Genomic DNA, 17,372 nt, shown 5'->3' with positions numbered 1-17,372 from the left:
GGTGCGTGTAGCCGAGCAGGGGCAGGCCGCCTTGGCTCGCGTGTTCGCGGAGGCAGCTGCGGAGGGAATGCAGCGGGTCGCGGAACTGGCCTCCCCCTCCTCGCGTGAAGCGGAACTGCCGTTCCGTTCTTTGGCCGCGGAAATGGCTACTGCGGCGAACATGTCCGACCGCACGGTGCAGCGCCGGATGAACGACGCCGCGGTGTTGGCGGAGTCGTTCCCGGCCACGTTCGAGGCGTGGGATGAGGGACGGATCGCGGGCGGCCATGTTGCGGTGATCATGGAACACGGCACGCCCCTCACCGATCCTGAGGCGCGGGCGGTGTTCGAGGCCGAAGCGCTGCTCCGGGCTGAGGAGACCACGCCGGGGCGGCTCGGGGCATCGTTGGCGCGTCTCGCGGAGTCGTTGCAGCCGCGTCCGCTTGCGGAGCGTCACAAGGAGGCTCGGGCGTCACGGGGCGCGTGCGTGCGGGACATCGGCGACGGCATGGCGGAATTCATCTCCACCCAACCCGCCGTGTTGGCGCACGCGATGCACGACCGGATCACCCGACAAGCTCAGGCGTTGAAGAACGCCGACCCGACCGACTCGCGAACGTTGGATCAGATCCGCGCAGACCTGGTGGCGGACATGCTGCTTACGACAACCCCGACCGTGGAAACGGGTGCCGGGTTCTCGGACGGGTTCGGGGGTCTCGGGGCGATTCGCGGGATCGTGAATGTCACGGTTCCTGCTCTCGCGTTGGCGGGGGTGACGGACGAGCCCGCCGAACTGGTCGGCCGCTGTCCGATCGATCCCGCCACCGCCCGGCAGCTTGCGGGGCACGCGACCGGCTGGGACCGGGTGCTCGCCGACCCGATCACCGGGTGCGTGCTCGCCGTCGACCGGTACACCCCGTCGGCGGACATGAAACGGTTCCTGCGTGCCCGGGATCAACACTGCCGATTCCCCGGATGCCGGCAACCCGCGCATCGTTGCGACCGTGACCACACCCTCGACTACGCCCTCGGCGGTGAAACCTCCGTCTGCAACCTCGCCTGCCTCTGCAAACGACACCACACGCTGAAAGGCGAAACCGCCTGGACCGTCCGCCAACTCGGCGGCGGAATCCTCGAATGGACCTCACCCGGCGGGCACGTCTATATCGACAAACCACCCTCGGCCATCCACTTCGTCCCGACCACGGATCCGCCGCCGTTCTGAGGCAGCGTTTACGCGAGTTCGGCGATGATCGGGTGGATCGCGGCGTCGAAAGCGACGACGTCGCTGCGCAGTCCGTCTGTCACGGCGATCGTGAGCGACCCGATCCACCAGACCCCGCGTTGGGTGAGCGGAAGAACCTGCACGTTGAGCTAGAAAGCATGTGCGCGCCGCCCGACCTCGCGTTCGTGCTGGGCGATGGCGCCCGCGTAGGCGCGGTACGAAACGCCCGACCGTCCGAGCGCGTCGCCGGCATGACGCTCGTGTGCCGCGCGAGCGAAGTCGACGGCACTCGTGTGGGGCGCGATCGCCGCCCGCAGGTCGTCGAACCCGTCGACGGGGAGTGCAACGTAGGTTTCAAACCCGTCGACCAGGTCGAGGGGGCCCGAAGCGGGGTGAGCCTGCGGCTCGACGGTCATCGCCCAGTATTCGCGCCACTGTCGCTCGAGTCGAGACTGCTCCTCCTCGTCGCGTTCGATGTCGTTCGAGGGCAGTCCGCGCAGGGGCGGCAGCTCGTCCGGCCAGCGAACTCCTACGAGCTGGCGCAGCGCAAGTGCCAGGATGACCGCGACGTTCGCATCCTCGCGGATCACCCACTCCGGACCTGCGGCGCTGGGCATGCCGTCATTGTAGGTCGCAGCCCCTCCGCCCATCGACCGCTGCTGCAGGTCCGGGCGACCGAATCCGACGCCCCGGACGGGCCGGTAGGCTGTGCGGGTGGCCTCAGCCTCGCTCAATCCATACGCCGCCGCCGGAGTAGACACCGCGGCAGGCGATCTCGCCGTAGAACTTATGAAGTCAGCGGTGCGCGCAACGCACGGTCCCGAAGTCCTCGGGGGCGTCGGCGGCTTCGCGGGTCTGTTCGACGCGCGGGCTCTTCGCGACTTCGATCACCCGCTTCTCGCGACGAGCACGGATGGTGTGGGCACCAAGATCGCGATCGCCCGGGCCATCGACAAGCACGACACCGTCGGCATCGACCTCGTGGGTATGGTCGTCGACGACATCGTGGTGGTGGGGGCTCGCCCGCTGTTCATGACCGACTACATCGCGTGCGGCAAGGTGGTGCCGACCCGCATCGCCGATATCGTCGCGGGCATCGCTCGCGGTTGCGCCGAAACGGGCACGGCGCTCGTGGGTGGCGAGACCGCCGAGCACCCGGGTCTGCTGGCCGACGACGACTACGACATCGCGGGCGCGGCGACGGGCGTCGTCGAGGCGGCGGACGTCCTCGGGCACGAGCGCATCGTCGCGGGCGACGTCGTGCTGGCCCTGGCGTCGAGTGGACTGCACTCGAATGGTTTCTCGCTCGTCCGCCGCATCATCACGGATCGGGGGATCGCCTACACCGACCGTGCCGACGAACTCACGGTCGGGACATCCGGATCCGCGACATCCTGGGGCGAAGCGCTCCTCGAGCCGACCCGCCTCTACACGACCCCGCTCCTCCGACTCGTCGACGAGCTGCGCCCCGGCGCGGGGGTCCACGCCCTCAGTCACGTCACGGGCGGTGGCATCGCGGCCAACCTCGCGCGGGTGCTTCCGCAGGGAACCTGGGTTGATGTCGACCGTGCCACCTGGTCGCCGCCGCCCGTCTTCCGCGTGCTCGCCGACGCGGGTCGCATCTCGCTCGAGCAGACCGAGGGCACCTGGAACCTGGGCATCGGATTCCTCGCGGTCGTCGCCGCCGATCAGGCCGACGCCGCGATCGCGGCTCTCGGTCGCGACGGTATCGCGGCCTGGCCCGTGGGTGTTGTGCGCGACGACGCGCTGCCCGAGGGAGATTTCGAACAGGGAGCGAAGGGGGTCGACGGCGGCGCCGTTCGGCTCGTCGGTTCCTACGCGGATGGAGCGAACTAAACCCCATGTGCGGCATCGTCGGAATGGTCGGCCAGGGGTCGGTCAACCAGGACATCTATGACTCCCTGCTGCTTCTTCAGCACCGCGGCCAGGACTCGACGGGCATCGCCACCGCAGAGCCGAACGGCATCTTCCACATTGCGAAGGCGCGCGGACAGGTGCGAGAGGCCTTTCGTACTCGCGATATGCGTGCCCTGCTCGGCACGATCGGGCTCGGTCACGTGCGCTACGCGACGAAGGGCACTGCGGGCAACGAAGAAGAGGCACAGCCCTTCTATGTCAACGCCCCATATGGCATCGTCCTGGTGCACAACGGCAACCTGACGAACACGCGCGAGCTTACGGAAGAGCTGTTCTCGAAGGATCGTCGCCACCTCAACACCAGCTCCGACACCGAGCTGCTGGTCAACGTTCTGGCGAACGAGCTGCAGGCGTCGATCTCGGGGCTCGACCTCGACCCCGACCAGATCTTCCAGGCCGTCTCTCGCGTGCACGAACGCGTCGAGGGGTCGTACGCCACGATCGCGCTGATCGCGGGTCACGGGCTGCTCGCGTTCCGTGATCCCTTCGGCATCCGTCCCCTGATTCTCGGCACGCGCAAGACGGAGGCCGGCGGCTACGAATGGATGGTCGCCTCCGAGTCCCTCGTCCTCGAGAACGGCGACTACGACGTCGTCCGCGACGTCATGCCGGGCGAGGCCGTCTTCATCGACCTCGAGGGGCATCTGCACACGCGTCAGTGCGCGGCGGACACACAGCTGGCTCCGTGCTCGTTCGAGTACGTCTACCTCGCTCGTCCCGACTCGATCATGAATGGCATCTCCGTGTACGAGGCGCGGTTGCGCATGGGCGATCGCCTCGCCGACACGATCGCCAAGTACACCCCGACCGGGACGATCGACGTCGTCATGCCGATCCCCGATTCGTCGCGCCCCGCCGCCATGCAGGTCGCCCGCAAACTCGGCATCGAGTACCGCGAGGGCTTCTACAAGAACCGCTACGTCGGGCGGACGTTCATCATGCCGGGACAGGCTGTGCGCCGGAAGAGCGTGCGGCAGAAGCTCAACGCCATGTCGAGCGAATTCAAGGGCAAGAACGTGCTGCTGATCGACGACTCGATCGTGCGCGGTACGACAAGCCAGCAGATCATCCAGATGGCACGGGATGCCGGGGCCAAAACGGTCACGTTCGCCTCCGCCGCCCCGCCCGTCCGGTACCCGCACGTCTATGGCATCAACATGCCGTCGCGTCAGGAACTCGTCGCGCACGGACGGACGATTCCCGAGATCGCCGAAGAACTCGGTTGCGATTACCTCGTGTACCAGGAGGTCGACGACCTGAAGGCGGCGATCCTCGAGGGGTCCGATGTCACCGACCTCGACATGAGCTGCTTCGATGGCCGCTACGTCACGGGCACGGTGTCGGACGAGTACCTGGCGTGGGTCGAGGGTTCACAGACCTCCTGACCGCCGGTCGCCCGCGACACTTCGACTCGTTTCCCTGCTCAGTGCCGGTCTTCGCGAAGTCGAAACACCGCGGCTACCTCGATGTCGGCGTCCCGGAGTACGCTCGCGCGCATGGCGTTCATCGAGGCGAGTGATCTCGTCAAGACGTACCAGCCGAAGGGTGCCCCCGAGGTACGGGCACTCGACGGCTTGAACCTCACAGTGCCCGAGGGCACGGTCACTGCGCTGCTCGGACCCAACGGAGCGGGCAAGACGACCACCGTCAAGGTCCTGACAACCCTGATCCGACCGGACTCGGGTGCCGCGCGCATCAACGGCATCGACGTCCTCGCCGACCCGCAGGGCGTCCGCCGAATGAGCGGGGCCAGCGGACAGTACGCGGCGGTCGACGAGAATCTCACCGGCTTCGAGAACCTGCTGATGGTCGGGCTGCTCTATCACCTCGGTCGCAAGCGAGCGTCACAGCGGGCGCGCGAACTCATCGAACTGTTCGACCTGGTCGATGCCCAGAATCGTCCCGTCAAAGGATTCTCGGGCGGCATGAGGCGGCGGATCGACCTGGCCGGCGCGCTCGTGATCAATCCGCCCGTGTTGTTTCTGGATGAACCGACGACCGGACTCGACCCGCGGAGCAGGCTCGCGCTGTGGGACGTGATCGAGTCGCTCGTCGCCGGCGGAACGACGGTGTTGCTGACGACCCAGTACCTGGAAGAGGCGGACCGGCTCGCCGATTCCATCTCGATCATCGACACCGGTCGGGTCATCGCCGAAGGCACGGCCGACCAGCTCAAGTCGTCGGTCGGGGGACAGCGGGTGGCGATCAGTTTCGTGCAGGAAGCGGATGCGCCCGCGGTCGAGCAGGTCCTGCAGCGCTACGGGACCGGCTCGGTGGTGTCCGATGGTGGGCGCACCCTCGTCGTTCCCGTTGCGGACGGGGCGGATGCCCTCGGCAGGATCATGGCCGATGTCGCCTCGGCCGGCATCGAACTCCACGACGCGGGAATGCGACGCCCGACCCTCGACGACGTGTTCCTCCAGCTCACCGGACACGCCGCCGAAGGCACCAAAACCGAGGAGACGGCAGCATGACGACCTCCGAAACGGCACGCGGCACCACGCCGGTCTCGGGCGGCTCGCTTCAGCCCATCCCCGGCACGGCGCTCAGCCGCTTCTTCTCCGACGGCTACGTCGCGACGTGGCGCAACATCAAGAAGATCGTGCGCGTTCCCGACATCCTGGTGTTCACCCTCATCCAGCCGATCATGTTCGTGCTGCTGTTCACGTTCGTCTTCGGGTCGTCGATCGACATCCCTGGCGAGAGCTACACGTCGTTCCTGATGGCGGGCATCTTCGCGCAGACGATCGTTTTCGGCTCGACCTACTCCGGATCAGCGATGGCGCAGGACCTGAAGGACGGCATCATCGACCGATTCCGGACGCTCCCGATGAACGGAGCGGCGGTGCTCATCGGACGCACGGTCGGCGACCTCGTGATCAACGTGCTGTCGCTGATCGTGATGATGCTGACCGGTCTGCTGGTCGGCTGGCGTGTCGAGTCGTCGGTCGTCAGCTTCCTCGCAGGGGTCGGCCTGCTCATCCTGTTCTCGTACGCGTTCTCGTGGGTGATGAGCTTCCTCGGGCTCTCGGTCCGCAGCCCCGAGATCATCAACAACGCGTCTTTCCTCATTCTCTTTCCGCTCACGTTCATCTCGAACGCGTTCGTCCCGAGCGAGAACCTGCCGGGCCCGCTCCGCGTCTTTGCGGAATGGAACCCCGTATCCGCGCTCGTACAGGCGGCACGCGTGCTGTTCGGCAACGTGCCGGAGGGATCGGAGACAGCGGATGCGTGGCCGTTGCAGCACCCGGTGCTCTACGTGGTCGCATTCGCAGCGGTCATGCTCATCGTCTTCGTGCCGCTGTCGGTCCGAAAGTTCGCGTCGCTCAATCGCTGACCGCGCGCGACGTCCCGCCGATCCGGGGCGCCGGGCACACCGTCGCCGACCCGGCTTCGGTCAGGCCGGATTGCTCTGGTTTTCGCGGTCCGCCAGTGGTCGTCCGCTGGAATCTGCGACGTTGTGCACGCACGCAGGATGAGAACGAAGGGCTAGGCCTTCTCGTCCTCGTACTCGTCCGCCCACTTGTCGACGTACAGGTCGTCGTTCGTGTGCCCGAGCTCGCGTTCGAGCGCGGTGTAGTTGACCGACGGGCTGTAAGACTTGAGCTCGCGAGCGATCTTGGTGTGTTTCGCCTTCTGACGGCCACGACCCATGCGAGACCCCCTCACGACTAGAGCTGCGGGCATGTCTGAGGTGCCCGATGCATTCACGAGACCGGCTCGAGGCCGGTAAGAGTAGCATTCAGAATAGCACGGGCGCACACGGGCAAGCCGGGGGCGCCGCCACCGTGAGGGAGCAGCGATGACCGCCATCAACCCGAATTCCTCGAACGGTGACAGCGACGGGGAGCGCGACGCTCCGCTTCACGGCGCGGTCATTGTCGCCGCGGTGCCCGGCCAATCCGCTCGGGTGCTGCGCGAGGGTGCGCACTTTGCCCGTCTCATGCACGCTCCGCTGGTGATCGTGCACGTCGACATGACGCGCTTCGTGACGTACGAAGACCCGGATGGCTACGTGCACTCCGCCCCGATCGATATCGACATCACGCCGGGAACGGCCGAGCTCGATGCCGTGAGGCAGGCCGCGCACGACGCGCTCGACGCGAAGGGTGTCGCGTGGGAGTTGCGTCAGCTCGTCGGTGATCCCGCTATCGCCCTGAAGAACTTCGCCGAGCGTCTCGACGCCAAACTTCTCGTCGTGGGCACACGCGACCGCGGTATCGGCGAATCGATCCGCGAGTTCTTCACCGGGTCGGTAGCCGCGCGCTTGGCTCATCGTCAGCATCGCCCGGTCCTGGTCGTGCCGCTCGGCACGGCAGCGGCGGACGACGAGGACCTCTGGCCCCAGGAGTGAGAGTGGGGCGGCGCTGAGGCCGCCCCACTTGCTCGCCGGGTTGGTCGAGCGCCCAGTCAGTTCCCGATCGGATCAGCGGCCGAGCGCCGATCGCAAGTCCCTGAGAGCGCCCTCGACCGACGCCGCGAGGTCGTCGATCACACCCGACTCGAGGACCCGACCACGCGCCACGTGCGTCCGCAGCTCTGCGCGGAGGCGCCCGCGGAAGTCGTTCACGATCGCGTCGGCTCGGTGGAGTTGTTCGCGGCTGCGCCCGCGCGGGTCATCCGAGGGGGAGGACGGTGCGTCCGAATCGCGCTCTTCGCGGGCCGATGCGGCTAGGTCGGCGCGCAGGCTCTTCATCGCCTCACGCACGCTTCCGCGCACCTCGTCGGCGATCAGGCGGACCGAATCGGTCAGCCCCGCCTCGATGCCCTCGAGATCGCCCGCACGCGATGCCACCTCGGCGCGTCCAGCCGCCGTGATCTCGTAGACGGTCTTGCGGCCATCGACGCTCTTGGTGACGAGGCCTTCCTCTTCGAGCTTAGCGAGGCGCGGATAGACCGTTCCGGCGCTCGGCGTGTACGTGCCGCCGGTACGATCGGAGAGCGCCTGGATGATGTCGTAACCGTGGCGCGGTGCCTCGTCGAGCAGGTTGAGCAGGTACAGGCGGAGATCGCCGTGCGAGAAGACGGGACTCATCGTGCGTCCTCGACATCGACATCGTGGTCGTGGTCCGCAGCGGCCTCATCGACGGCCGGAGCAGATTCGCTGACCGACCGGCGAAGCACGGTCACGTCACCCGACACCGTGTTGGTGCGGATGTCTGCGAACGACCCGCTCAGTTCTCCCGTCGAGCCGGTGAAGTTCGTCGGACCGGAGCCGGAGCGCACAACGCCGTCGACCTGCGCGCGACCGCTGACGCTCCGCGCGACGTAGTTGGCCGCCAAAGACTGATCGAGGCGCACCGTGGCGTTGCCGTTGACGGTGTTGACACCGATCTGATGGATGGGCCCAGCGGTGTCCAGCATGACGCTGCCCGAGACGGTGTCGACGGTGGCTTTCCGGATTGTGCCCGTCACGGCCACATCGCCCGAGACGCTGTTGGCGCTCAGTGCACCCACGAGCTCGTGCGCCTGCACGTCACCCGAGACGGCGTTCACCTGCAGGTCGCCCGTGAGCCCGTCGACGATGATGTCGCCTGAAACCGTGTTCAGTCGCACGTCGCTCTCGAGGCCGGCGACGAGAGCGCTCGCCGAGACGACACCCAGGTTGAGCGCGATCTTGCGCGGTACGGCGACGCTGATCTCGGCCTTGGGCCCTCCGGCACCGAAGTTGCGGAAGACCTCGAGGAAGTTGTCCCATCGCAGCTGCGGGTGATCGATCTCGATCGTGTCGCCGGTCGCCTCGATGCGCAGGTCCTTGATGGTGACCGCGTGGACCTCGATGCGAATGCCGGGTTCGTCGTGGGCGATCACGTCGATCTGACCGCCGACGAGACCGACCTTGAGTTTGCTGACGGACTCGATGTCGATCACGCGCGATTCGCCGGGGTGGATGATCCACTTTTCCAATGTCATGGCACGCTCCTTGCGTTCGAACACGCGATATATCGTGAGTTCGAGAATAACACGATATATCGTGTCTGCCCAGAGTTGTCCGCCACATGTAATGGTGCGTGTGGCGAGCGTTCAGGTTGACATTGACGCGGCGTCAACCCCTAGCGTGAGTCGGCGAAGGGGGCAGACAGATGGAATGGTCCATTCAAGAGGTGGCCAGAAGCGCCGGAACGACCAGCCGTGCGCTGCGACACTACGAGGCTGTAGGGCTGCTGCATCCGGTCCGTGTCGCCTCGGGCGGACAGCGGATCTACGACAGCGCCGGTCTGCTCCGGCTGCAGCGAATTCTGGTGCTGCGCCGCCTCGGAGTCGGTTTGCCTGGTGTCGCCCGGATCCTCGACCACACGGAGGGCACAGCCCCTGCAGACGCGCTGGAGGAGCACGTGGCGGCGCTTCAGGCGGAGCGCGACAGACTGACGCGGCAGATCGCCGCCGTCGAGAACACGATCACCGCATTGAGAGGAGGTGAGGAGATGATGATGAACACGATGTTCGATGGATTCGACCACACGGCGTATCGCGACGAGGTCGAGACCCGCTGGGGCGCCAACGCGTACGCGCGCAGTGATGCGTGGTGGCGCGGGATGTCCGCCGACGAGAAGATCGGGTGGCAACAGCGCGCCGCGGAATTGGCGCGCGCCTGGATCGCCGCCGCCGAGAGCGGTGTTGAGTCCGACTCGCCCTCCGCACTGGCGCTCGCCGAACGACACGTCCGGTGGCTGGCCAGCGTTCCCGGCACCCCGTCCGGTGCCAACATGCGGGCATACGTCACGGGCCTCGGCGACATGTACGTTGCCGACCCGCGGTTCGGGGCGAACTACGCCACCGCGGCCGGTGGCAGCGCGGGGGCGGAGTTCGTCCGCGCTGCGTTGCACGCCTATGCGGAGCGCGAGCTGTAGCCGAAAAGAACGAATGCCGCGGTCCAGCGCGAAAGCTGGACCGCGGCATCCGCGGGGGAAGGCCGACGCACGCACCCGAAACGCGCGCGGCCGGACAGGCTAGACCTTGCTGCGACCCGTGATGAGTCGGAGCAGGAACATGATCAGTGCGATGACGGCCAGGACGATGGCGACCCAGATCAGCCAGTTGGCTGCAGACCAGATGCCGCCGGTGATGGCGAGGACGACCGCGATGATGATGATGATGAGGGCTGCGAGGTTCATGGTGATACTCCTTTGTGTTTTGTCCGATCGGACGTGCGCCGGGCTTCTGAACGGCGGACACATGCGGACGAGGTGCGGGTGGCACTGTGAAGACGCTAGGGGCAAGTCGGGTGGCGTGCGAGGGGCTTGACGAGCCCTCGCGAACGGTGGTAGCCGCGAGGCGGAGTGTCGGATGAGCGGGGAAGCGCGGGGCGCAGGTGCCAGGTCTCGGCACCTGCGCGGTGACGAGACCTCCGTGTCAAGTCCCCGTTTCCGCACTCGCGTAGGGGCTATGTTTCCGTTGGAGCGGTTTCGGCTGTCTCGATCAGGGTCTGGGTCGCGGTGTGCGATCGGCGGGGTGGGGAGTGCGGTCGGTGGCGAACGGACGAGTAGTGAGCGCCAATGCGCGTCGGCTCGTGCGCGTGCAACCGCTTCATGATCCGGGACTGCGACGCATCCGCTCCGGTTCCGGATTCCGCTACGCCGATCATCGGGGCAGGCCCGCCGACGCGCGCGACATCGCGCGCATCGACGCGCTGGTCATCCCCCCCGCATGGCGAGATGTGTGGATTGCCCGTGATGCGCGCGGACACATCCAAGCCGTCGGCACGGACGATGCTGGTCGGCGCCAGTACCTCTACCACTCGGCCTGGAGCTCGACACGTGATCGCGGGAAGTTCGCGCGGGCTCTGCAACTGGCAGAGGTCATTCCGCGCGCGAGGGCTCGCGTGACGACGGCCCTGCGACGCGATGCGCTCGATCGTGAGCGCGTGCTCGGTGCGGCCTTCCGGCTGCTCGACCAGGCGGCTCCCCGGGTGGGTTCCGCCCGCTACATGAAGGCGAACGGCAGCAGGGGGCTCACCACACTGATCCGAAAGGATGCGACGGTCGAGGGCACTGTCGTCACGCTGTCGTTTCCCGCGAAGAGCGGCAAGCAGGCCCTCATCGACGTGGACGACGCCGATCTCGCGGCGGTCATCAGCGAGCTCAACGTCGGACGGCCGCGGTCCCCATTGCTGGCGTACGCGCAGGGAAGACGGCGAATCGCACTCACCCCGCGCGACGTCAACGCCCACGTGCGTGCCCTGACCGGGGGATCGTTCACAGCCAAGGATTTCCGCACGCTCCGCGGAACGATCCTGGCCGCCGAAGCACTTGCGCGGATCGGTCCGGTCGACACGAAAACCGACCGGAAACGTGCCGAGCAGCTCGCGGTTCGGGCGACGGCGGAGGCGCTGGGCAACACCCCCGCGGTCGCACGCGGAAGCTATATCGATCCGCGTGTTTTCCGCGCGTATGAGAAGGGCCGTCTGCTGGATCTGCAGGTGGCACCAGAGACGGCCATTCGGGAGCTGCTCACCGGCTAGGTGCCCGCGGCGGATGAGATACTGATCTCGATACGTTCGCGTATCGATCTCCGGACTCCCGCTCGGTGTCCGCCACTTCTCCCCGAAGGCCGACCGTGTCGAATCTCGCCATCCTGAGCCTGAAGAACCGCGCGCTCATCGCCCTCATCACGATCGTGGCCGCGGTGTTCGGCGGCCTGGCGTTGACCAGCCTCAAACAAGAGCTCATCCCGTCGATCGAGTTCCCCCAACTCGCCATCGTCACCGCATACCCCGGCGCCTCGCCCGAGGTCGTGAACACGGATGTCTCGACGCCGATCGAAACAGCCATTCAGGGCATCGAGGGGCTCGAGTCGACGGTCGCAACGAGCACCACCAATGCCTCGATCATCTCGGTATCGTTCACCTACGGCACGAACCTGGCCACGGCCGAGCAGAAGATCACCCAGGCGATCAACCGCATCGATGCGCAACTTCCGGAATCGATCGAACCGAACGTCATCGCCGCCAGCTTCGACGACTTCCCCGTCATCCAACTGGCGGTCACCGGCTTCGATGACTCGCTGTCGGTTCAGGCTCAGCTCGAACAGAGTGTGATCCCCGACCTCGAGGATGTCGACGGCGTGAACGCCGCGCAGATCGTCGGGGGAATCGGTCAGAGGATCACCATCACGCCGGACATGGCGTCGCTCGCTGCCGCCGGGTTCACACAGCAGGCCATCCGGGACGCCCTCGATCAGAACGGCGTGCTGTTTCCCGGCGGTGAGATCACGGAGGCGGATCAAACGCTCACGGTTCAAACCGGCGTCAAGATCACCACGGTCGACGAGCTCGCCGCGCTGCCATTAGTGCCCACGAGTGCCGACCAGTTCGGTTCCGAGACGCTGACGATCGGCGATGTCGCCACCGTGGCGGAAGACACCGATCCGGTGACCTCGATCTCACGCGTCGATGGTGAGCCGGCGCTGACTATCGCGATCACGAAGCTGCCCGCGGCGAACACGGTCGACGTCTCGCGTGGCGTGCTCGCGCTGCTGCCGGAGATCGAGCAGAGCCTGGGTGGACCCATCTTCACGGTCGTGTTCGACCAGGCACCGTACATTCAGCAATCCATCGAATCTCTCGCGCAGGAGGGCCTGCTGGGGCTGGTGTTCGCCGTCCTGGTGATCCTGGTGTTCCTGCTGTCGGTGCGCTCGACGCTCGTGACCGCGATCTCGATTCCGACGAGCGTGCTCATCACGTTCATCGGCATCCAGGCCTTCGGCTATTCGCTGAATATCCTCACCCTGGGTGCTTTGACGATCGCGATCGGGCGTGTGGTCGACGACTCGATCGTCGTCATCGAGAACATCAAGCGGCATTATGTGGGCGACGCGGACAAGACCGCATCGATCCTGCTGGCGGTCCGCGAGGTCGCGGCGGCCATCACGGCCTCGACCCTGACGAGCGTCGCGGTGTTCCTGCCGATCGTGTTCGTCGGCGATGTCACGGGCGAGCTCTTCCGCCCGTTCGCCCTCACAGTCACGATCGCGATGCTCGCTTCGCTGTTCGTCGCCCTGACGATCGTGCCCGTCCTGGCGTACTGGTTCCTGCGCCCGGGTAAAGCGCTGCTCGATGCCGACGGGGTCGCGGTCGATCCCGAGTCTCCGACCGCACCGCACACGCGCCTGCAGAAGTCGTACCTGCCGATCCTTTCGTGGACGCTGAAGCACTCGTGGGTCACGCTGCTGCTGGCGCTGGTGGTCCTCGGCGGCACCGCCGCGGCAGCTCCGTTCATGAAGACCAACTTCCTCGGCGACTCCGGACAGAACACCTTCACTGTCACGCAGAACCTGGGCCCCGCAGCGAGCCTCGACAGTGAGGATGCCGCGGCCGTGCAGGTCGAAGAGGCGCTTCTGGCGATCGACGGCATCGAGACCGTCCAGGTGTCGATCGGATCGAGCGGATCGGCGCTCCGTGACGCTTTTTCGGGTGGCAGCGCCGGGATCACGTACTCGATCACCACGGATTCGGATGTCGATCAGGTCGAGCTGCGTGAGCGCGTCCAGTCGACGCTGTCGGACCTCGAGGGTGCGGGAGACATCGCGGTCGCCGGGTCAGGCGGAGGCTTCGGGTCGAGCGACGTCGAGATCGACGTCAGCGCCCCCGACCGGGCGACGCTCGAAGAGGCGACGGCCGACGTCGTCACCGCCCTCGACGGCCGCGATGGTATCGGTCAGGTGACGAGCAACCTGTCGGCATCACTGCCGTACATCGCCGTCGTGGTCGACCGTGACGCCGCTGCGGCCCGCGGACTGTCTGAAGTGGCCGTGGGAGCGCTCGTTTCCGGCGCCATGCAGCCCCAGTCGATCGGGTCGATCGAGATCAACGACACCGCGTTGACCGTGTACCTTGCGGCATCCGCTTCGCCCGCCACGCTCGATGAGCTGCGTGCGCTCGAGGTGCCGACCGCGGCCGGACCGGTGCGTCTCGACGAAATCGCCACGGTCGACGAGACGGATGGACCCACGTCGATCACGACGCAGCGCGGGCAGCGCACCGCGACGGTCACCGTCACTCCCTCGACCGATGACCTGAACGCCGCGTCGGCGTCGGTCAACGAAGCCCTGGCCGACATCGAACTGCCCGTGGGCGCCGACGCCGAGGTGGGCGGGGTGATTTCGCAGCAGCAGGACTCGTTCTCGCAGCTGGGTCTTGCTCTGCTCGCCGCGATCTTGATCGTCTACATCATCATGGTCGCGACGTTCAAGTCCCTCCGCCAGCCGCTGCTCCTGCTGGTGTCCGTGCCGTTTGCGGCGACGGGAGCGATCCTGCTGCAGATCCTGACCGGCGTACCGCTCGGGGTAGCGTCCCTTATCGGTGTGCTCATGCTGATCGGGATCGTGGTGACCAACGCCATCGTGCTCGTCGACCTGGTCAACCAGTATCGCGAGAAGGGGCTGAGCGCCTACGAGGCGACCATCGCGGGTTCCGCGCGTCGCCTCCGTCCCATCCTGATGACCGCGCTCGCGACGATCTTCGCGCTTCTGCCCCTGGCCCTGGGCATCACGGGACACGGCGGATTCATCTCGCAGCCGCTCGCCATCGTGGTGATCGGCGGACTCGTCTCGTCGACCGTGCTGACGCTGCTCGTCCTGCCGACCCTCTACAACCTGGTCGAGGGGGCTAAAGAACGGCGCGTCGCGCGACGGGGCGGACCCGCATCGTCGGGGTCGGGCCCCCGCGGGACGGACCCCCGCGAGCCGGACGACGGACGCTCGACACTCGAGACGGCCGAAGCGAGCTCATCGTTGCTCGGCGGGTATCCGGCGGCAGCGCCCGTGCAGCAGACCCGTCGGGTGCGCCGCGGCGAGCACGACGGCTGACGACGACCGGGCGGCGCGGGCGACCCGAGGCCACGTCGCGGCGCGGCGCCGGTGCTGAAGTACGCGCGGACTCGGGAGCCGATTCCGCCTGGGTAGCCGCTGCCCGCGGCGCATGGCGCGTCTCGACGCAGGTCGCGAAGACACCGATCCAGCTGAACATCAGGCCGAATGCCACGATCTCGAAGGCGGCGAGGTTGATGATACCGAAGATGAAAACGGTGGCGCCGATCACGAGCACGACGGCGATCGCGCCGGTTGCCCGTGCAATGCGCGGGGGGAGCCCCCGGAGCAGCCACGGAGTGAGGATCAGGAGCGCAGCGAACGACAGCGTCATGCCCGTGGCGGCACGATCGTGCAGGAACTGCTGCTGATTCACCGGGATGAATCCGACCATCGCCATATTCGCGCCGACGCAGGCCACGAGGATCGCGAAGATGCGAGGTGCGCGGACGCTTCGCAGGCGTCCCTGCCGCCGGGCGTTGATCAGCACACGGCGGACCCGGAACGAGAACGCGACGATCAGCGTTCCCGTTGCGATCAGCGTGCCGTTGAACATGTATCCCGAGAACACGTGGAACGTCCCCAGCTGGCTGAAGTGCAGCTGCCACCAGTTCGGGTCGGGAGTGGTGAGGATCGACGTCAGCGATCCGAGGACCGTGAGCGACATCAGCATTCCGACCGCGTGGATGGTCTCATTGCGTGATGCCGCCAGCGTGGCGATGAGCGACACGATGGCGATGCTGATGCCCGCCGCAACCGTCGCCTGCAACGCGGTGACGTGGGCGCCCCCGGTCAGACCGTTCAGGATGATGAACGTCAGGGCGACGAGAAGACCCGAGATGAGGGCCTGCGCAAAACCGGTCGAGACCGCATCGATCCGGTGGCTCCAGTGTCGATCGTCGTGGCCGTTCGCCACCGACAGCTCGGTGCGCCGCGTGTATGCCCGATATGCAAGGATTCCACTCGTGGTCGCCGCCGCGAACGCGGCCAACATGCCCACCGACCAGTGGCCCCAGAGGGGTACGGTGGGGTCGCCAGGGGTCGCACCGAGAGCAAGCACCGTGGCGCCGACCGCGAGTATCGATGCGCGGAGGGCGCGCCAGGGGCGCAAATTGGACGGGGCGAAGTTGACGGAGGGTGTGACGAGACCGGGGGGTGTCACGTCCAGACCTTTCGGGGGGTGTCGGGAAGCGTGGCTATTGCGAGGATTATAGCCCGCTATAGTTTCCGACTCAGGTCGTTATGGGCCATATTCTGCCCCGAGCATCCCAATATGAGAGACATCTCATGAACTTGTCAGTTCAACGCCCCATTCGAGTGTCCACTTCTCGTTCGGCGCGAGCCGGCGCAGGCCACGACCCGAGTTGAGGGCGTCCGCCGGTGCGGTCATCGGCTCGATCGCGACCGCGAGCGACTGGCCCGGGTATCGGTCGGTCGTGAAGATCTGCGCGAATTCGAAGCCAGCACCCTGCCAGAGGACGAGCGAACGCCCGTCGGGGGCCGTGAGCGAATGACGGATGAGCCCGTCCGCGTCACGTCGGAGCCCCGAATACGCCGTGTCGAGAGTGATGTCGCCCAGACGCCGTCCCTCGCGCAGATCGTTTCCGGGACTGACCGGCACCTCGTCGGTCGGGATGAGCTGCTGATCCACAACGAAGCGGTGCGTGCCGGACGAGCGCAGAACCAGATCGCGGGTGGGTACGCCACCGATCATCAGGTAGGGGTGCGTTCCGACGGCGACGGGCGCCACATCCGCCCCCACGTTCTCGACCTCGTGCGTGATGGCCACACCCGTGTCCGTCAGGGCATAGGTCACACGGGTGGCCAGATGAAAGGGGTAGCCCGTCTGCGGATAAACGTCGGCTGCCAGGGTCACCCGATCCGACGCGACGTCGGTCGCGGTGTAGGCGGTGAAGCGCAGCAGGCCGTGCGACGCGTTATTGAGGGCGGGTTCGGTTATCGCGAGTCGACGGGTCTTGCCATCCTGCGTCCATGCGCCGTCGCGAACCCGGTTCGGCCACGGTACGAGGACGACTCCGGATGCTGCGGGCGAGGGCGCATCTGCCGGGTAGGGCGGAACGAGTTCGACGCCCCCGACGGTCAGGGCACGGAGCGCAGCGCCGACCTGGGTGATCTGCGCGCCGACTCCGCCGTCATCGTTGCGCAGGACGAACTGCTCACCCGTCGGTCCGCGCCGCACATCGTGTCCCTGTGAAGCGAATGTCACGGATGCGTCCCCCTTCGACCGGCCGCCAGGCCGAACGTGCTCATGTTATTGAACGGCGGCCGCATGCTTTCTCGCGTAGACTCCGGCGTTCTCCCAGACTGTGGAACCGCGGTGCGGTAGTGTTGGCCGGTCGGCTCTGGACACTGCGCGTTTGCGTGGATGGGTTTGTGAGTCCAAGGGGCCGATGGTGGGGGCGAA

General features: G+C 66.7%; 16 protein-coding genes and 1 pseudogene. 9 read left to right on the top strand and 8 right to left on the bottom strand.

What is annotated here, in order from left to right; translation table 11 throughout:
• The first annotated feature begins 1 nt into the window (after position 1).
• Positions 2-1,204 (top strand): HNH endonuclease signature motif containing protein, encoded by a 1,203-nt coding sequence (locus MIC448_RS08255; protein ID WP_081766277.1) that lies wholly within the window; start codon positions 2-4, stop codon positions 1,202-1,204.
• An 8-nt stretch (positions 1,205-1,212) separates the two neighbouring features.
• On the opposite strand, the gene MIC448_RS16570 is transcribed toward MIC448_RS08255, so the two are convergent.
• Together MIC448_RS16570 and MIC448_RS08250 are read right to left on the bottom strand one after the other, a co-directional pair.
• Positions 1,213-1,347: a hypothetical protein gene (locus MIC448_RS16570; protein WP_279380982.1), complete on the bottom strand. Its 135-nt coding sequence runs from the start codon at positions 1,345-1,347 to the stop codon at positions 1,213-1,215.
• Positions 1,348-1,353: 6 nt separating this feature from the next.
• The gene (locus MIC448_RS08250) at positions 1,354-1,821 is read right to left on the bottom strand and encodes a zinc-binding alcohol dehydrogenase (RefSeq protein ID WP_243419930.1); all 468 of its coding nucleotides are present in this window, start codon (positions 1,819-1,821) and stop codon (positions 1,354-1,356) included.
• 97 nt (positions 1,822-1,918) lie between these two features.
• Between MIC448_RS08250 and purM the strand changes: the two genes are divergently transcribed.
• The 4 genes from purM (at position 1,919) to MIC448_RS08230 (ending at position 6,479) form a co-directional block, all read left to right on the top strand.
• The gene (gene purM / locus MIC448_RS08245) at positions 1,919-3,061 is read left to right on the top strand and encodes a phosphoribosylformylglycinamidine cyclo-ligase (RefSeq protein ID WP_199484424.1); all 1,143 of its coding nucleotides are present in this window, start codon (positions 1,919-1,921) and stop codon (positions 3,059-3,061) included.
• 5 nt (positions 3,062-3,066) lie between these two features.
• Positions 3,067-4,527: an amidophosphoribosyltransferase gene (gene purF / locus MIC448_RS08240; protein ID WP_036298120.1), complete on the top strand. Its 1,461-nt coding sequence runs from the start codon at positions 3,067-3,069 to the stop codon at positions 4,525-4,527.
• Between the two features lie 111 nt (positions 4,528-4,638).
• Positions 4,639-5,616: a daunorubicin resistance protein DrrA family ABC transporter ATP-binding protein gene (locus MIC448_RS08235; RefSeq protein WP_036298118.1), complete on the top strand. Its 978-nt coding sequence runs from the start codon at positions 4,639-4,641 to the stop codon at positions 5,614-5,616.
• Positions 5,613-6,479: an ABC transporter permease gene (locus tag MIC448_RS08230; RefSeq protein ID WP_036298116.1), complete on the top strand. Its 867-nt coding sequence runs from the start codon at positions 5,613-5,615 to the stop codon at positions 6,477-6,479. The genes MIC448_RS08235 and MIC448_RS08230 overlap by 4 nt, the downstream gene beginning before the upstream one ends.
• A 152-nt stretch (positions 6,480-6,631) precedes the next feature.
• On the opposite strand, the gene MIC448_RS08225 is transcribed toward MIC448_RS08230, so the two are convergent.
• Positions 6,632-6,796, bottom strand: a complete 165-nt coding sequence (locus MIC448_RS08225) for a DUF3073 domain-containing protein (RefSeq protein ID WP_081766276.1) — start codon at positions 6,794-6,796, stop codon at positions 6,632-6,634.
• Between the two features lie 148 nt (positions 6,797-6,944).
• Here MIC448_RS08225 and MIC448_RS08220 point away from each other — a divergent pair, with 148 nt between their 5' ends.
• Positions 6,945-7,496 (top strand): universal stress protein, encoded by a 552-nt coding sequence (locus MIC448_RS08220; protein ID WP_036298115.1) that lies wholly within the window; start codon positions 6,945-6,947, stop codon positions 7,494-7,496.
• A gap of 72 nt (positions 7,497-7,568) precedes the next feature.
• Here MIC448_RS08220 and MIC448_RS08215 read toward each other — a convergent pair whose 3' ends face one another.
• Both MIC448_RS08215 and MIC448_RS08210 read right to left on the bottom strand, forming a co-directional pair.
• Entirely contained in the window at positions 7,569-8,177 is a 609-nt protein-coding gene (locus MIC448_RS08215) for a PadR family transcriptional regulator (protein ID WP_036298114.1), read from the bottom strand.
• Positions 8,174-9,055 (bottom strand): DUF4097 family beta strand repeat-containing protein, encoded by an 882-nt coding sequence (locus MIC448_RS08210; protein ID WP_036298192.1) that lies wholly within the window; start codon positions 9,053-9,055, stop codon positions 8,174-8,176. Before MIC448_RS08210 ends, MIC448_RS08215 begins: the two co-directional genes overlap by 4 nt.
• Positions 9,056-9,225: 170 nt before the next feature.
• On the opposite strand from MIC448_RS08210, the gene MIC448_RS08205 reads away from it, so the two are divergent.
• Complete coding sequence (locus tag MIC448_RS08205; RefSeq protein WP_036298113.1) at positions 9,226-9,993, top strand: MerR family transcriptional regulator; 768 nt, start codon at positions 9,226-9,228, stop codon at positions 9,991-9,993.
• Positions 9,994-10,092: 99 nt separating this feature from the next.
• Here MIC448_RS08205 and MIC448_RS08200 read toward each other — a convergent pair whose 3' ends face one another.
• Positions 10,093-10,257, bottom strand: coding sequence for a hypothetical protein (locus MIC448_RS08200; RefSeq protein WP_181003470.1), 165 nt, complete (start codon positions 10,255-10,257; stop codon positions 10,093-10,095).
• Between the two features lie 371 nt (positions 10,258-10,628).
• Between MIC448_RS08200 and MIC448_RS08195 the strand changes: the two genes are divergently transcribed.
• Entirely contained in the window at positions 10,629-11,603 is a 975-nt protein-coding gene (locus MIC448_RS08195; protein WP_243419929.1) for a DNA topoisomerase IB, read from the top strand.
• Between the two features lie 95 nt (positions 11,604-11,698).
• Positions 11,699-14,947: an efflux RND transporter permease subunit gene (locus MIC448_RS08190; protein WP_081766275.1), complete on the top strand. Its 3,249-nt coding sequence runs from the start codon at positions 11,699-11,701 to the stop codon at positions 14,945-14,947.
• A gap of 145 nt (positions 14,948-15,092) precedes the next feature.
• Here MIC448_RS08190 and MIC448_RS16390 read toward each other — a convergent pair.
• A pseudogene (locus MIC448_RS16390) lies at positions 15,093-15,614 on the bottom strand (DUF998 domain-containing protein); the annotation flags it as partial.
• A 618-nt stretch (positions 15,615-16,232) separates the two neighbouring features.
• Positions 16,233-17,174, bottom strand: a complete 942-nt coding sequence (locus tag MIC448_RS08185; protein ID WP_306342105.1) for an aldose 1-epimerase family protein — start codon at positions 17,172-17,174, stop codon at positions 16,233-16,235.
• Positions 17,175-17,372 lie beyond the last annotated feature (198 nt).

The organism is Microbacterium sp. C448 (genome assembly GCF_000582705.2).
Classification (GTDB): Bacteria; Actinomycetota; Actinomycetes; order Actinomycetales; family Microbacteriaceae; genus Microbacterium; species Microbacterium lacus_A.
Note: the sequence above shows the minus strand (reverse complement) of the source record. Positions and strands in the feature narration are given on the sequence as shown.

What these genes read in the sequence shown, in the direction of transcription:
- MIC448_RS08250 (WP_243419930.1), bottom strand. Translation starts at nt 1,821, where the DNA reads ATGCCCAGCGCCGCAGGTCCGGAGTGGGTGATCCGCGAGGATGCGAAC.
- purF (WP_036298120.1), top strand. Translation starts at nt 3,067, where the DNA reads ATGTGCGGCATCGTCGGAATGGTCGGCCAGGGGTCGGTCAACCAGGAC.
- MIC448_RS08235 (WP_036298118.1), top strand. Translation starts at nt 4,639, where the DNA reads ATGGCGTTCATCGAGGCGAGTGATCTCGTCAAGACGTACCAGCCGAAG.
- MIC448_RS08230 (WP_036298116.1), top strand. Translation starts at nt 5,613, where the DNA reads ATGACGACCTCCGAAACGGCACGCGGCACCACGCCGGTCTCGGGCGGC.
- MIC448_RS08225 (WP_081766276.1), bottom strand. Translation starts at nt 6,796, where the DNA reads ATGGGTCGTGGCCGTCAGAAGGCGAAACACACCAAGATCGCTCGCGAG.
- MIC448_RS08220 (WP_036298115.1), top strand. Translation starts at nt 6,945, where the DNA reads ATGACCGCCATCAACCCGAATTCCTCGAACGGTGACAGCGACGGGGAG.
- MIC448_RS08215 (WP_036298114.1), bottom strand. Translation starts at nt 8,177, where the DNA reads ATGAGTCCCGTCTTCTCGCACGGCGATCTCCGCCTGTACCTGCTCAAC.
- MIC448_RS08210 (WP_036298192.1), bottom strand. Translation starts at nt 9,055, where the DNA reads ATGACATTGGAAAAGTGGATCATCCACCCCGGCGAATCGCGCGTGATC.
- MIC448_RS08205 (WP_036298113.1), top strand. Translation starts at nt 9,226, where the DNA reads ATGGAATGGTCCATTCAAGAGGTGGCCAGAAGCGCCGGAACGACCAGC.
- MIC448_RS08200 (WP_181003470.1), bottom strand. Translation starts at nt 10,257, where the DNA reads ATGAACCTCGCAGCCCTCATCATCATCATCATCGCGGTCGTCCTCGCC.